The sequence below is a fragment of the Enterococcus sp. DIV0703 genome (assembly GCF_051711065.1).
In the GTDB taxonomy this organism is placed as follows: Bacteria; Bacillota; Bacilli; order Lactobacillales; family Enterococcaceae; genus Enterococcus_B; species Enterococcus_B hirae.
Genome location: NZ_JBIOLX010000001.1, coordinates 2,367,936 through 2,382,915, shown reverse-complemented (window position 1 = coordinate 2,382,915; position 14,980 = coordinate 2,367,936). Strand labels below are relative to the sequence as shown.

General features: G+C 36.7%; 16 protein-coding genes. 13 read left to right on the top strand and 3 right to left on the bottom strand.

Translation table 11 applies throughout. From position 1 onward, the window contains the following. The first annotated feature begins 5 nt into the window (after nucleotides 1–5). The 6 genes from IGK81_RS10940 (at nucleotide 6) to IGK81_RS10915 (ending at nucleotide 3,516) form a co-directional block, all read left to right on the top strand. Nucleotides 6–677, top strand: coding sequence for an NAD(P)H-dependent oxidoreductase (locus IGK81_RS10940; RefSeq protein WP_034699915.1), 672 nt, complete (start codon nucleotides 6–8; stop codon nucleotides 675–677). A 1-nt stretch (nucleotide 678) separates the two neighbouring features. Next, complete coding sequence (locus tag IGK81_RS10935) at nucleotides 679–849, top strand: hypothetical protein (RefSeq protein WP_010720855.1); 171 nt, start codon at nucleotides 679–681, stop codon at nucleotides 847–849. Between the two features lie 113 nt (nucleotides 850–962). Beyond that, a complete protein-coding gene (locus IGK81_RS10930) occupies nucleotides 963–1,853 on the top strand; it encodes a LysM peptidoglycan-binding domain-containing protein (RefSeq protein WP_034699913.1) in 891 nt (296 codons plus the stop codon). A 499-nt stretch (nucleotides 1,854–2,352) separates the two neighbouring features. Beyond that, on the top strand, nucleotides 2,353–2,841 hold the full coding sequence (locus IGK81_RS10925) for a hypothetical protein (protein ID WP_232622384.1): 489 nt from the start codon (nucleotides 2,353–2,355) through the stop codon (nucleotides 2,839–2,841). Nucleotides 2,842–2,879: 38 nt separating this feature from the next. Next, on the top strand, nucleotides 2,880–3,074 hold the full coding sequence (locus IGK81_RS10920) for a hypothetical protein (RefSeq protein WP_010737109.1): 195 nt from the start codon (nucleotides 2,880–2,882) through the stop codon (nucleotides 3,072–3,074). Between the two features lie 25 nt (nucleotides 3,075–3,099). Further along, the gene (locus IGK81_RS10915) at nucleotides 3,100–3,516 is read left to right on the top strand and encodes a hypothetical protein (RefSeq protein ID WP_010737110.1); all 417 of its coding nucleotides are present in this window, start codon (nucleotides 3,100–3,102) and stop codon (nucleotides 3,514–3,516) included. 111 nt (nucleotides 3,517–3,627) lie between these two features. On the opposite strand, the gene IGK81_RS10910 is transcribed toward IGK81_RS10915, so the two are convergent. Continuing rightward, nucleotides 3,628–5,001, bottom strand: coding sequence for an amino acid permease (locus IGK81_RS10910; RefSeq protein WP_010720853.1), 1,374 nt, complete (start codon nucleotides 4,999–5,001; stop codon nucleotides 3,628–3,630). A gap of 245 nt (nucleotides 5,002–5,246) precedes the next feature. Here IGK81_RS10910 and IGK81_RS10905 point away from each other — a divergent pair, with 245 nt between their 5' ends. The 6 genes from IGK81_RS10905 (at nucleotide 5,247) to IGK81_RS10880 (ending at nucleotide 11,391) form a co-directional block, all read left to right on the top strand. Then, nucleotides 5,247–5,993, top strand: coding sequence for a metal ABC transporter ATP-binding protein (locus IGK81_RS10905; protein WP_010737112.1), 747 nt, complete (start codon nucleotides 5,247–5,249; stop codon nucleotides 5,991–5,993). Continuing rightward, nucleotides 5,990–6,841: a metal ABC transporter permease gene (locus IGK81_RS10900; RefSeq protein ID WP_010720851.1), complete on the top strand. Its 852-nt coding sequence runs from the start codon at nucleotides 5,990–5,992 to the stop codon at nucleotides 6,839–6,841. The genes IGK81_RS10905 and IGK81_RS10900 overlap by 4 nt, the downstream gene beginning before the upstream one ends. A 47-nt stretch (nucleotides 6,842–6,888) precedes the next feature. Further along, nucleotides 6,889–7,839, top strand: a complete 951-nt coding sequence (locus tag IGK81_RS10895; RefSeq protein ID WP_034699910.1) for a metal ABC transporter substrate-binding protein — start codon at nucleotides 6,889–6,891, stop codon at nucleotides 7,837–7,839. Between the two features lie 304 nt (nucleotides 7,840–8,143). Then, nucleotides 8,144–8,890, top strand: a complete 747-nt coding sequence (locus tag IGK81_RS10890) for a hypothetical protein (protein ID WP_034699908.1) — start codon at nucleotides 8,144–8,146, stop codon at nucleotides 8,888–8,890. 24 nt (nucleotides 8,891–8,914) lie between these two features. Further along, on the top strand, nucleotides 8,915–10,087 hold the full coding sequence (gene queG, locus IGK81_RS10885) for a tRNA epoxyqueuosine(34) reductase QueG (RefSeq protein ID WP_034699906.1): 1,173 nt from the start codon (nucleotides 8,915–8,917) through the stop codon (nucleotides 10,085–10,087). Nucleotides 10,088–10,791: 704 nt separating this feature from the next. Further along, nucleotides 10,792–11,391: a LysM peptidoglycan-binding domain-containing protein gene (locus IGK81_RS10880; RefSeq protein WP_010737115.1), complete on the top strand. Its 600-nt coding sequence runs from the start codon at nucleotides 10,792–10,794 to the stop codon at nucleotides 11,389–11,391. 134 nt (nucleotides 11,392–11,525) lie between these two features. Here IGK81_RS10880 and IGK81_RS10875 read toward each other — a convergent pair whose 3' ends face one another. Continuing rightward, entirely contained in the window at nucleotides 11,526–12,632 is a 1,107-nt protein-coding gene (locus IGK81_RS10875) for an NAD(P)/FAD-dependent oxidoreductase (RefSeq protein WP_034699904.1), read from the bottom strand. Nucleotides 12,633–12,710: 78 nt separating this feature from the next. Then, the gene (locus tag IGK81_RS10870) at nucleotides 12,711–14,084 is read right to left on the bottom strand and encodes an MFS transporter (RefSeq protein ID WP_010737117.1); all 1,374 of its coding nucleotides are present in this window, start codon (nucleotides 14,082–14,084) and stop codon (nucleotides 12,711–12,713) included. A gap of 213 nt (nucleotides 14,085–14,297) precedes the next feature. Here IGK81_RS10870 and IGK81_RS10865 point away from each other — a divergent pair, with 213 nt between their 5' ends. Further along, nucleotides 14,298–14,936, top strand: coding sequence for a GyrI-like domain-containing protein (locus IGK81_RS10865; protein WP_096708744.1), 639 nt, complete (start codon nucleotides 14,298–14,300; stop codon nucleotides 14,934–14,936). Nucleotides 14,937–14,980 lie beyond the last annotated feature (44 nt).

Sequence of the window (14,980 nt, the reverse complement as noted above, 5' to 3'; positions counted from 1 at the left end):
AAGAAATGAGAACTTTGATTATCGTTAGTCATCCTACGATTGAGACATCATTGAACCAACAGTTTTTTAAAGAAGCAACTGAAAATTTAACGGTTACTTGGCATCATTTGGAAAAACATTACCCAGATTGGACGATTGATCGTGATACAGAACTTGAATTATTAAAAACACATGACCGGATCATCTTCCAATTCCCTTTGTACTGGTATAGTGCGCCAGCTCATTTAAAACTATGGGAGGACACTGTATTGGAACATGCTGACGAATTTCTTAGAGGCAAAGAATTAGGGATTGTCGTAACAACTGGCGTTTCTGAAAAAGAATATCAAGCAGGCGGGAAAGAAGAATATACCATTTCTGAATTATTAAGACCGTATCAGCGGATTGCCCACAAGTTTGAAATGACTTTTTTACCTCCATTTGTGATGGCGCAATTCATGTATCAAACAGAAGAAAAGCGTTGGGAGCGTTTAGTGGCGTATCAACAATACCTGACATTAGTAGGCAAACCGACCTTGATCCAGCGAATAAACTGGTTTATTGAGCGACTAAGCAGCAATCATTCTTTACAACAACTAGATCAGACCAAGCAAGCATTCTTAATCGACTATTTAGAGAATGAAAAAGAAGAGATTGAAGACCTCACATTTATCTTACAAGAATTAAAGGAGCAATAAAATGGCGGAAGAATGGTTTGTACGACAATTGGAAGAATTAAGTACATCGGTAGATTATGAAACAAAAGCTGTGTTGCATGAAACAAAAAAACTTTTACTGGAAATTTCAGAACGAAAAGTCCAATTACAAGGAGAAATCGATGGAGAATCCTGGAATCATCAAAAATGGTGAGTTTTGTTTATAAATAACACAGTTTAAAATGTTCAGAATGATGATTATTTGCTACAATGGGATTAAAGTAGGATTGAGAACGCTATTTTATATACTAATGGGTGGTGAAAGAAATGAACGAAGAAAACGAGCAAAGAGTCAATGTCCGAATGGCTCGTAGACAACAACAGAAAAAAGAAACGCAACGCCGATTGATCAAAATTGGTTCGGCTGTTGCTGTTTGTTTAGTCCTTATAGGTGCTGTTACAGCTCTTTATTTTCATGGAAAGAATAGTTCGAGTGCAGAAAGCTCGGTCGCAAAAACAAGCGAAACTACCACAAAAAAAGCTTCTTCCACAACGAAACCAAAAAATAAAGAAACTGCAAGTTCGACTCAAGAATCGAAAACAGGCACACTGACGGATCAGTTACAAACGATTATGACAGATTATACAAAGAAATTGGAAGAACAAACGCCTCGTTTGATCGAAGAATACCAAGCTGAGATTCAGAACAATCAAAACGGTGTGATGGGGTTGTCTGCGATTGCTAATCAAAAGGCTCGAGCGCTACAAGCTATTTCTGATGAAGGGATCAGCAAACTACAAGCAACGTATCAAGCAGCGCCAACCAAAGAAGGTGTAGATCTTGCAAATTGGATCAACCAACTTTCAGCAGATTATACGGAACAAGTAGCTAAAATTTCTGATATCTATCTCCGAACAAGTGCTTCGGTACAAGCAGAAACGTCAAGCAGTCAAACAACTAGTGAAACGGAAACTAGTGTTTCTCAGACGACTGACTCAACGACACAATCTTCCAGTCAAGCTACCCAAGGAACCGAAGGACAGACAGCAAGTGCTACTTCAAATGAACAAGCTGCTACTACTGTCGTTCAACAAGGAGAAGGTCCAAACCAGATTGCAGAACGTACAGGGATACCAGTTGATAAGCTTTTATCATTGAATGGGATGACGATGGACAGCTATTTCTTCAATCCTGGAGACGTATTGAAATTGAATTAAGCCACTGACAAGATGCCTTGATCAGCAAAAATAAGCTAGCGACCAATCAGTTGATTGGACACTAGCTTATTTTTTTGAATTGAAATGGTTTATTTACGTATATCGTAGTTTGGAGTAAGCCATTGACACAGAAATTATTGGGAGCATTATTCGATGAGAAATTTTCTTAATTTTAGAAAGTCATAAACATTGAAAAAAGTCCGTCTAGCGCCTCTTAGCTTTCAAAAAAACGACTAAGTGGTTAGCTATTACAATGAACTTCTATCAATGCGTATATCAATCATTTGTCTTGCTTATTTTAAGTATGTTGAAAATCACTTATCTGATTGCTTCGCTTAAATTTCCTCGAAGTTGAACATATAGGAAATTCAATGAAAAAAACGGAAAAAATCACTTGATTAGAAAGCGTTTTCGTTATAAAATGATTTTGTAAAAATAACAAGGAGATGATAGTCGTGTTTAAAAAAGTAATTTTATTTGTTGCATAGCTAGTTTGTTGTTGGGATTAACTCCACTAGTTACTTTTGGAACTAATGTTTATGCAAGTGGAATAGTAGATAATAGGTCGGATCCAATCGAGTTTTATAAAGAAAATTCGGATTATTTCGATGTTCAAGTAGAAGAGGACAGCACAATCGTAACGATAACAGACAATAATTTAAAAGCGTTTCTTGAAATGAAAGGATTGGATTCTTCTTTTCTTTCTAAAAAGCAGCTCACACCAAGAAGTAATGGTGTCACTAAGATTGTGTGGCATGGACAAGCTAGAAAGGGGAATGTTGATATATATATTAGTAAAACTTGGTTGAATAATATAAGTAAAGCCGGTATTGGAGCAATTATAGGAGCTCTGGGCAGTTTACTCCCAGGCGCTGGTTGGGGTTCCGCCATAGGTGGGATATCAGGTGTTATAACTGGTGGTAATTTTAAACATGGTAGAGTTTTTGTAGTAAGAGGATTTGTATATCAATACTATTATTTACAATGATATCTGAGTAGATATTATTTTTTAGGAAGTGTTTATGTATGAAGAAAAATCAGCATGAAGTTTTAAATATATTATCAGCTTTTATAGGCTATATAATTGTCGGCACAATAAAGGCATTGATTGATGGAACACTGAATTTTTTATCATTTTTTAATGATATATTTCTTTCAGGTCTACTTTTTATTGTATTTTATTCAATTAGTTATCTTCTAATCATGAGATTAAAAAAATGATTATTAAAAATGGGAGGCAATTAGGATGAAGAGTTTTGGATTAGGAATTCCACTTATTTTTATATTTTGTTTAGTTGGATTAGCTGTTCCAGTTGCAGCAGAACAAAATACAACGACGGATCATCTATTTATATACCTAGATGAAACGGAAAGTGAAATTGCAACAGATGTATATGTAGTTGAGAACAATGATAATATTGTAGAAATTACTAAATCTAATCATTTAGTGAGAGTTAGTCCAATCTTTTCAGCCCAAGTTTGGATGAAAGTAGGATCGACTTGGGGTGGGAAACCTGCACAAAGTAAATATTGGTATGTAGAATATGTAAGTGGTCGAAAGTATCAAGGGTATGTTTATTGGACAGGAGACAAAAGAGTAGCAAATTGGGGACCACCACCACAAATGGAATTTAAATTCCAAGGAACTTTAGATTTAGTATAGAAAAATTTCTATTTGTTTCAAACAATAAAAAACGCTATTTGTGCATTTAACTAAAAAAGAGTAAAAAAGCAGGGTCCCATTTGATGGGGAGCCCTGCTTTTTTGATGAAGATTAGCGACTTTTCAGTCTTCGTTCACGTAGAAAATAATGAATCGTCATGTAGCACAAAAACACGAGACCAATAATCAATGGAATTCTTGTTTCTTGATTGATAAACATAAAAATCAAGACAATGGCTAAAAATAATAAAGTAAGATAATTGGTATAAGGTGATAATGGCATTTTAAATGGATGATCTCTCATTTCTTTTGGGTGTTGTTTTTTAAATTGGATCTCACTAAGTAAGATAACTACCCAAGGAACCATCCCCGGTAAAATACTGGAACTATAGACAAAAACGAAAATATTTTCTGCATGATTCACAAACAAAGGTAACAGGTAATTTAAAACTAGGCCAATCAATATCCCGCTAGAAATCGCTACGACTGGATAAAAAGGTACGCCATGACGGGTTAGTTTTAAAAATTTCCTCGACATTTTTCCATTGATTGCTAAGGTGTAGATCATTCGACTGGCACTGAAAATACCCGAATTACACCCAGATAAGGCAGCCGTCAAGACGACGAAATTGATCAATCCGGCAGCAAATGTGATTCCGATTTTAGAAAATGTTTGAACAAATGGGGAACCTATTGTGCCTAATTGATTCCATGGATAGATACTAACGATAATAAAAATAGCACCAATGTAAAAAATCAAGATTCGTCCAATAGTTGATTGAACAGCTTCAACGATCGTTTTTTTCGGATTTGCAGCTTCTCCAGCGGCCATTCCGATCAGCTCGATTCCTTGATAAGATGCAACAACAATGGATAGCGCAAAAAAGAAACCTTTTACTCCGCCGGTAAAGAAACCGCCGTTTTTCCAAAGATTAGAGATCCCGACTGCTTGGCCTTGATTTCCTAAGCCAAATAAGATGACACCTAGCCCTACCAGAATCATCAAAACGATCGTGCCGACTTTAATCATTGAAAACCAAAATTCTAGTTCACCAAAAGCTTTAACAGAAGCTAAGTTGGCAAGCATCAAAAAGAGGATGACGACAATCCCAGGAATGATTGTTGGCAGATGAGGCCACCAATAATTCATATATTCACCGACTGCAATGACTTCACTGATCCCGACAACAATAAACTGAAAGATGTTACTCCAAGCAGTTAAATAACCAGCGACAGGATGAAGATAATTACTAGCATAATTCGCAAAAGAACCCGTTGAAGGATCGACATAAAGCATTTCGCCAAGTGCTCGCATGATCAAATAAAGAAAGAGACCTGCGACAGCATAGGCAACCATTACTGAGGGACCTGTCCAACGAATGGTTGAGGAAGCACCCATAAACAATCCTACGCCGATCGTTCCTCCTAGTGCAATCATCTGAATGTGACGGGCACTAAGGCTTCGAGTTAATTTTTCTTCTTCCATACTAAAACTCCTTTCATTTTTGAGTAAAACAAGCAAATACGAATAAATGATAGACATTAATAACAAATAAATGATCAATAAAGACAATTTGCTTTTAAAACTCTTGATGTGATTTTACAGAAAGTTCTCACAAATTGCGAGCCTTTCTTGTAAAAAAAATCATGCGGGATACTTGAAAATGCTTTCGTCTTTAGTTAAACTATAGTTAAATAAAAAGTTAGGTAAACCTAAAAGGAGTGGAGAATGTGTCAGAAGCGATCATTAATATCCAGCAATTAACCGTTGCTTATCAAGGAAAGTTAGCGTTAAACGAAGTTGATGTAATGATCCAACCCAAAAAAATCACTGGGATCATCGGTCCAAATGGTGCGGGAAAATCAACTTTTATGAAAGCTATACTGGCTTTGATTCCCAAAGTATCTGGAGAAATTTCTTTTGGCGGTTCATTGCTAAAAGAAGCACGTAAAAAAATCGCTTATGTTGAACAACGAAATGAATTGGATCTCTCTTTTCCAATTGATGTGTTAGGTGTGGTCTTATTGGGGACTTATCCATCATTAAGGTTGGGACAACGTCCGGGAAAAAAAGAAAAAGAACGAGCACAGCAAGCATTAGAAAAAGTCGGTATGGCTTCGTATGGGAAGCGACAAATAAGCGAATTGTCGGGTGGACAGTTACAACGTGTTTTTATTGCCCGCGCATTGGCGCAACAAGCAGAATGGATTTTTCTTGATGAGCCATTTGTAGGGATTGATGCCGTAAGTGAGAAAAAAATTTTTTCAATATTGAAAGAATTAAAAGCAGCAGGTAAAACGATCATCATTGTTCATCACGACTTGCACAAAGTAACAGAATATTTTGATGAAGTGATTTTATTGAATCAGCAATTGATCGCTGCCGGACCTGTTGCAACGACATTTACTTCAGAAAATCTGAAGATTGCTTATGGTGAAGTGATCGGGCAATTAGTGAAAGGAGCAAAAGAAAAATGATCCAATCGTTTATTGAAGGAATGATGAACTACCAGTTTTTACAATATGCATTGTTCACATCAATGCTCGTTGGTTTGGCTTCCGGGGTGATCGGATCTTTTATCATCTTACGAGGGATGTCGTTGATGGGAGATGCTATTTCACATGCGGTCTTACCAGGAGTAGCAATTTCCTACATGTTTGGCTTTAGTTATATTTTAGGTGCAACGGTCTTCGGCATGTTGACGGCAGGACTCATTGGTTTTGTCACCCAACGAAGTCGATTAAAAAATGATACAGCAATCGGTATCGTCTTTAGTTCATTCTTTGCATTAGGAGTCATTTTGATTTCTTTTGCCCAAAGTGCTACGGATCTTTACCATATATTATTTGGAAATGTGTTAGCGGTGAGAGAAAGCGACCTGCAGATGACGGCGATCGTTAGCGGTATTGTGTTATTGTTTGTGTTCATTTTCTATAAAGAACTCAAAATTACTTCTTTTGATCCGATGATGGCTAAAGCTTATGGGCTAAATATTACTTTGATCCACTATTTGCTCATGTTTTTCCTGACGTTAGTCGCAGTGGTTAGTTTACAGACAGTAGGGACGATCTTAGTGATTGCGATGTTGATCACACCAGCTGCTACAGCTTATCTATTAACGAATAGTTTAGTGAAAATGATTGCTATCTCATCAACAGTTGGTGTATTAAGTGCAATCTTAGGGGTATTTTTTAGTTATAGCTATAACTGGCCTTCCGGTGCAACCATCGTTTTAGCTTGCGCGCTATTCTTTCTGTTGGCATTTTGCTTTTCACCTTCTAAGGGAATCTTTTTTGCTCATAAACGGGTCATAAAAAGCGAGTAAAAAGAATGATCATGTAAAACAAATCACTTGAAAAAAGGAGTAATGAGATGAAAACCAATAACTATCGGATTTTTTGGGTAATGTTCGCAAGTTTCTTTTTGTTAGTGGGCTGTGGCAGTCAAGAAAAGCAGGAAGCTAATAAAGAAACGACTAAAGAAACATTGAATGTTGTAGCAACCAACTCTATCTTAGCGGATATGGCAAAAGAAGTAGGAAAGGAACATGTAGCTGTTCATAGTATCGTGCCTGTAGGAACAGATCCTCATGAATATGAAGTGTTACCAGAAGACATCAAAAAAGCGAGTGATGCCGATGTGATTTTATATAATGGGCTAAATCTAGAAACTGGTAATGGCTGGTTTACAAATTTAATGGAAACCACACATAAAAAAGAAGAGAAAGATTATTTTGCAGTGAGTAAAAAAGTAACACCCATTTATTTATCAGGTGGGAGTTCCAAGAGTAAAGCTGACCCTCATGCCTGGTTAGATTTATCGAATGGGATGAAGTATGTAGAAGAAATTACCCGTATTTTTTCAGAAAAAGATGCTGAAAATAAAGCAGTCTATGAAGAAAACGCAAAAAAATATATTGAAAAGTTGAGCGAATTGGATGAAAAAGCTAAAACAAACTTTCAAACAATTCCTGAAGATAAAAGATTATTAGTAACGAGTGAAGGAGCTTTCAAATATTTTTCCAAAGCTTATGGTATCCCAGCAAGTTATATCTGGGAAATCAATACAGAAAGTCAAGGAACTCCTGAACAAATGAAACGAATCATCAATCAAGTAAGAGACTCTGCAGTACCCGCTTTGTTTGTCGAAACAAGTGTTGATTCTAGAAGCATGGAACGTGTAGCGAAAGAAACAGGAGTAGCTATCTATGATCGATTATATACAGACTCTATCGATAAGGAAGGCAAACCAGGAGATTCTTATTATAAGATGATGGACTGGAATATCCGAACGATCCATGATGGGTTGACTCAAGAAAAATAAATGGTACAAAATAACTTTCATTCAAAAAAACTAGAAAAGAATGCGTGCTAAATAGCCAGCCGAAGAGATCAAAATCAGTTCGTTAGATTTTGATTTCTTCGGCTTATTTATGCTAAAAATCAAGATTAAAAAAACAAGAAGCAGGAGGATTCATTTACCCTGATTTATGTGGAAAGGAGATCAAGCGAAGGCTCACTTATTTTGCAAGTAAAAAAATAAAAAAAACGTCTGCTTTTTGTTAGTTTCGGATACCTTTTTTTGTTGTTTTCCGTTATAGTTAAAGATAAGAAAGGAAGGTAAAGCTATGAATTTTACGCGTAAAGATAAACAACTAATCAAAGAAGAAATCCTTAAAGTGATCGAACAACAGGATAGCTCTGATAAAGATCAAGACCTTCAATTTCTTGAAACAGAAATGGCTAAATTATTCATAGCAAGTCCAAGTGAAGCGGATGTAGAAGAACGTTATCCGGGGAAATGGCTTTTTGATGAATTTCAGCCATTAGATGAACAGACTGGAATTGGTTATTTTGTCTCGATTTCTTCTGTTGGATTTATTCCAGGAGTATTAGTGAAACAAAATAATGAAATCAATATCAAGGCATGGCCAGCATTATTTTCCACAATGGGGACAGAAGGGGTCATTGAAAAAATTCAATCGGCTTATTATAAAAGTTCGTTTATTGCAAATAGTAAACTAATGAATACATTCTATAATCGTTTGGTTTTGATTGCCCGCCCAGGAGATATTCCACAAACATTTACCTACTCGCAGCAAAAGAATCTCTACGAAGAAACATTATATTCCAGAGATTTATCCACTTTTTCCGCAGTAGAACAGGTTCGATTGCATGAATTGTTGCATACTAAGCCAGTATCGCTCAACTTTTTTCAAGCGCTAGATAACCAAAGAAAATGGTTGTCTCTCAACTATTGGGAAATCTTTGCTACTAGAAAAAGATGGATGGAAGAACGAAAGATCGCAGATCAACAGATCCAATTTGTCCAGCTAAAAAGAGATCGGCTTTATTACGGAATTTATAGTCGCTAGCAATTATTTGAATAGGTGGAAAAGATGACAAAAACCTTAAAAGAAGAAATCATTGAAGAAAGCAAACGTTTAGGTATTGATAAAATCGGATTTACGACGGCAGAACCCTTTGATTATTTAAAAGAGTCTTTAGAAGAACAAAAAGCCGCTGGACATACTTCGGGATTTGAACATCCAGTAATTGAAGAACGTTTATATTTAGAAAAAACTTTTGATCGCCCACAATCGATTATCGCTATTGCTTTAGCCTATCCAACCAAGATCCATGAAGAGGTCCCAAAAGATGAAAAAAGAGGACAATTTGCACGGGCATCTTGGGGAATCGATTACCATGATATTTTACGTGACCGTCTCAATCAATTGATTACTTTTATCCAAAGCAGAGCAAGTGTCTGGCAACAAGAAGAAGCTTGGCGGTTTGCCCCACAAGTGGATACTGGAGAATTAGTAGATGTGGCTGTTGCACAAAGAGCAGGACTAGGATTTATTGGTCGAAATGGGTTGCTGATCACAGAAGAATACGGTTCATTCGTGTATCTTGGAGAAATTGTCACCAATATCGTATTTGAACCTGATGAACCAGGTGTTTTTGGCTGCGGTGATTGTTCTCGTTGTGTGACAGCTTGTCCGACAAAAGCTTTGTTAGGCGATGGCAGGATGAATGCACAAAGATGTTTATCTTATCAGACCCAAACCAAAGGGCTAATGCCAAATGAGTATCGGAAAAAAATGCGAAATGTCATTTACGGGTGCGATATCTGTCAGTTAGTCTGTCCTTATAATCAAGGGAAAGATTTCCATTTCCATGAAGAAATGGAACCAAAAGTAGAAGAAGTCTATCCGAAATTAAAACCAATGCTTTCTTTATCAAATAAAGAGTTTAAACAACAGTTTGGGCATTTAGCTGGTTCATGGCGAGGGAAAAAACCATTGCAAAGAAATGCTTTGATTGCTTTAGCAAACCTTGGGGATACTTCGGCTTTACCTGAGATCGAAAGCTGTTTAAGTGATGTTCGACCGGTTATTCGAGCAACCGCTGCTTGGTCTATTGGGCGTTTAGGTAGAAAAGAACCAGAAAAATGGTTGGAAACTTTAGAGCAAATGAAACAACGCGAAGAAGACCAAGAAGTGATCACAGAAATTATAGAAGCGCAAGAAATGTTAGCCAAGAAAACGAAGCGAAAAAAGAGGACATGAAAGAAGCGGTCAGCTCCGAGCGAATAAGAGAAAATTTTATGTACAAGATTCCTTTCACTTCTATAATAAGAAAAAAATAGAGTATTATGTTAAAACAAGCGTAGTACGACAAAGAGACTAGGACAGTTAGTTTGTTCTAGTCTTTTTATTGATTAAAGTAAAATAATGGATCATAACTAAATAATAAAAAGAATCTGTATTAGAAAATTTCAATACTTAGAGTAGTATAATCCACTGAATGTTCGACTTGTTTATAATTGAAGCAGTTCAAAAAATAGAATACTATCGGTTTTTTTAGCAAAAAATCTAGAAATACCAGAAATTTCAAAAATATTAAAAAACTTATCCTAAAATTTTTTAGTAAAGGTTGTAATAATTACTCAATTTTCTGTCGTTTTGACACATAATTACTAAAAAAAGGGATAAATTAAACAAAAAAATCAAAAAAGTTAAAAAAAAATACTAGAAATATTACAAAATATAAGATTTTCTAAACTTTATAAGAAAATGTTAAAAAACGGTTTCTTTCTTATGAGATAAGGGTTCTAGGACTTTAGTCGTACTTTTTTGTCCAGAGTTATGTTACAAATGTTAAAAATTAGGATATTTTGTCATTAAATGTCATATTTCTTTTACCTATGAAATATTTCTAGATGATAAAGTTAATGACGTTGATAAATACATGGAAAAAAAAGGAGATAAACATGAATTCAATTAAGAAGATCGTTTTAGGAACAACTTTTGCTGCTGGTGCAACTGCAATGTTTGTAGGAACAACTGCTCATGCTGACGAAGTCTATACAATTAAATCAGGTGATTCACTATCAAAAATCTCACAAAAATTTGTTGGAGATAACTCATTGATCGATGCAATCGCTGAAAAAAATGGTATCAAAGACATCAACCGCATCTACGTTGGCGAAGAATTAACGATCCCGACTTCAAGTGATGCTTCAGCAAAAACAGTCGAAGCACCAAAAACAACTGAAACAGTAACGGAAGAACATACATATGTTGCTCCAGTTAAAACAGTTGAAGTAACACCTGCTGCTCCAGCTGCTCAAACAGCAACAGCTCCAAGCAATTCAAGTTCTGCAAAAGAATGGATTGCGAATAAAGAATCAGGCGGTTCTTACACAGCAACTAACGGCCGTTACATCGGACGTTACCAATTAGATGCATCATACTTAAATGGTGACTATTCTGCTGCAAACCAAGAACGCGTAGCTGATCAATATGTATCATCACGTTATGGCTCATGGGATGCTGCTCAAGCATTCTGGTTAGCAAACGGCTGGTACTAAGTCGATTATTGAATACTAATAAAAAGACAAAACCAAGAAATCGTGTCATTCGATTTCTTGGTTTTTTTGCTGTTTAGGGATGAGACGGTAATGACGAAAAATAAATGAATGAAATAGTTATCTCTTTGTTCATCTTAGGTTTTCTTGATGTAGTTATGGAGATCTTTTTGATAGTCCGTTCCATGCCACGTACCAGTATTTATAAATTCAGCTAAGAGATAACCGATATAAGGACCAGTCGTCAAACCAGAAGAACCGAGTCCACTTGCGACGATCAGATTTGGTTCATCGAATAAAGGACCAAAAAACGGAGCAAAATCAGACGTATATGCCCTCGTTCCTACTTGTAACTGATAAGGCTGTGAAAGTAATTTTTCTGGTTGTACAAAAAAAGCTTTTGTCTGTTCAGTCAACTGTAAAAACGCTTCATTAGTAGGAGTCAGATCCCATCCTTGTTCATTTTCATGTGTAGCGCCCAATAAGATTTTTCCGTCATTGAAGGGAATGAGGTCTGCTTCTCCATCTAGCATGGCAACAGGCCATTTTTGGCTTTGGAACTGATGAGTAGTAAAAGCGATCAACTGCCCTTTTTGAGGACGAAGATCGACCTGATAGCCTAATGGTTCCAATAAAGGCTTCAAGGAAGGTCCAGGAGTCAAAATGACCCGGTCAAACGGTTCTTCACCAAATTCTCCGAGGATCAGCCAATCATCATTCCTTTTTTGTAGGCGAATCTTATCGTTTATTACTGTTACACCAGCCCTTTTCAAGCGTGCCGTTAAATAATGAAGGTAAGCTTTTCCGTCTAAACGGCCACCACCAGTGATGAATAAAGAGGGGGTCGGTTTTAATAAAGGAAGTAAATCAGCTGTTTGATCCGCTTTTAATAAATGGATTTCTCCGATCTCAGGTGCCTCTTTTTTTCGTTCTTCTGCAAGATCAAGTAATTCTGCTAATTGTTCTTTTTGTCGAAGCAAGAGTGTACCGGAACGAGCATAAATGGTCGGATCAAGTGCGAAATCTTGCACTAATTTTGGGAAAAATGCCGCACCGTCTTTGGCTAAACGATACCATGTTTTATTTCTTCTTTTGGATAACCATGGAGAAATGATTCCCGCACTTGCTTTGGTTGCCTGACCGATTCCATGGTCAAATAAGGTGATGCTGTATTTTGTGGTATCTACATAATTGGCTAATGTCATACCGATGATTCCACCACCGATAATGGCGATTTTTTCCATGTTTGATTCCTCCTTTACTTACAAATTGTATTTTTGCACAAAAAAACGGCAGTTGCAAACGACTGCCGTTTCAATCAATCATGAATGTTTTGTAGTTAAACTATAACGAATAAATAAGATAAAGCTGATAACTAATAGAAGAAGTAATACACCTAAAGCAACTTGTGAACCGAATGTCGTGGCGACTTTATAGCTCAAATCAGCATGCGCTTGAATAAGGTTGATAATGATTGCCACTAATGAAGTAGCAACGGCACCAGAAAATTGTTGTAAGGTATTAAAAACAGCATTGCCATCACTTTGATAGTCATCCGTTAAAGCATTCATCCCAGTGGTCATCATATTGCTATAAGACAAACCAATCCCTATCATATAGATCACGTGGCAAGTAATCAACAATAGCAATGAAACATGTCCTAGAAGAAAGACTAGTGCGGACCAACCAACAAGAGCAAGGAGTAATCCGGCAAAAATCGGTTTTTTGGGACCGTGTTGATCAAGCAGTTTTCCAGAAAAAGGCGATAATACAGCGCCAATCGTAGCTCCTGGCAACATGGCGATTCCAGCGATGAAAGGGCTGTTTCCTTGAACAATCTGAACAAAATTTGGTAAGACAAAAGAAACGCCTAGCAATAAGAACTGGTAGATTAAAAAGCTAAATAAGAATAAACGAAATGTTTTATTAGAAAAAATGGTTAGTTGGATCAATGGATAATCGGCTTTTTTTGTTCGTTGATAAAAAAGGATCCCACCAATAATCGCTATTAGTAACGCAAACCAACTAAGCGGTTGTCCTAGCATACTCAAAAACGTTAAGCTACCGCTAAATAATAAACACAAACTAAATACACTCAACACATCCAAACGTCCACTTTTTTGAACGGGCATTGAAGGAATAGCAACCAAGCCGATGCCAAGAGAAAGAATCAAAATAGGAATCAAGAAAAGAAAGATATGATTCCAAGTGAAATTTGAAGTTAAGATTCCCCCATATGTTGGCCCGATAGCCGGAGCAATTGCTGTGGTCAGTGTTCCCACCCCCATCATCGCTCCGCGGCGGTTCATAGGCGCAAAGGTCAAAATAATATGGAACATTAGTGGTAAAGCAATCCCGGTAGCTGCCCCTTGTAAAAGCCGACCAAGTAATAAAATGAAGAAAGTCGGAGAAAAGAAGTCAACAATGATTCCTGCTAAAAAAAGCAGGTTTGAAAGTAAAAAGAGACTTCTAAGGCTGAAATTTCGTGTTAAATAAGTTGATAATGGCACGATGATCGAGATCATCAGCAGGTAAATCGTTGTCACCCATTGAACTTGTGCAGTCGTTAATTGAAACTGGTTGATCAACGTTGGAAATGTGACGTTCATTGCTGTTTCGATCAACACTCCCGCAAAAGACATCATGCCGGTTGCGATGACTGCAGGTACTAAGAGTAATTGTTTTTGTTTTGTCATATCCTCACCTCAAAAAATTTCGTAAAAAAAGAGAGTGATTTCTATTATAAAAATAGAAACCGCCTCTCTCTCGACACGTAATATACGTGTTATCTGTACGATTTATTTCCATCGCTTATTCTAGCATAGAGGTAAAAAAAGTGTCAACCAGGTTAGCCAAGTCTTTTGAAAAGAGTTATGATAGTAGAGAATAAATCATCGCAGGAGGAAAAAATGGCTACGATTGATTGGAAAAAAACGGAACCAGGTTATAGTAGTAAAAAAAAGCCACAGATCTTAACGTTATCCCCACAGAATTTTTTTAGCATAAAAGGAGTAGGGGATCCAAATGAAGACGATTTTCAGCGACGAGTGGCAGCTTTATATGCTGTTAGTTATGCGATCCGAATGGCCCCAAAGAAAAATTGGCAGATTCCTAACTATCTTCCTTACACTGTTTATCCATTAGAAGGACATTGGGGATTACAAGAAGCTTATTTGCAAGAAAAAGTAATGAAGAAGAGTCATTTTGCTTATCAGATCATGATCAAACAACCTGAATTTGTGACGAAAGAAGTTGCACATGAGGCTCTACTACGTGTAGCGGACAAAATTCCCAATGATTTGTTCGACCAAGTAGTATTTAGTAGCATGGATGAAGGATTAGTCGCTCAGATGCTTCACGTGGGACCGTATGAGGATGAGCCACAAACCTTTGAAAAATTAGCAACGTTTATCGAAGAGCAGGGGTATCAACGGATAGCTAAAGAACATAAAGAAATTTATTTAGGGGATCCGCGCAGAGCCAACCCAGAAAAACTGAGAACGATTTTACGTGTCAAGATTGCGCCAAAAAATCAACTAAAAAAATAAAAGTAAAAAATACCAAAAAAGGCAGAAAAACGATTATTTTTTTG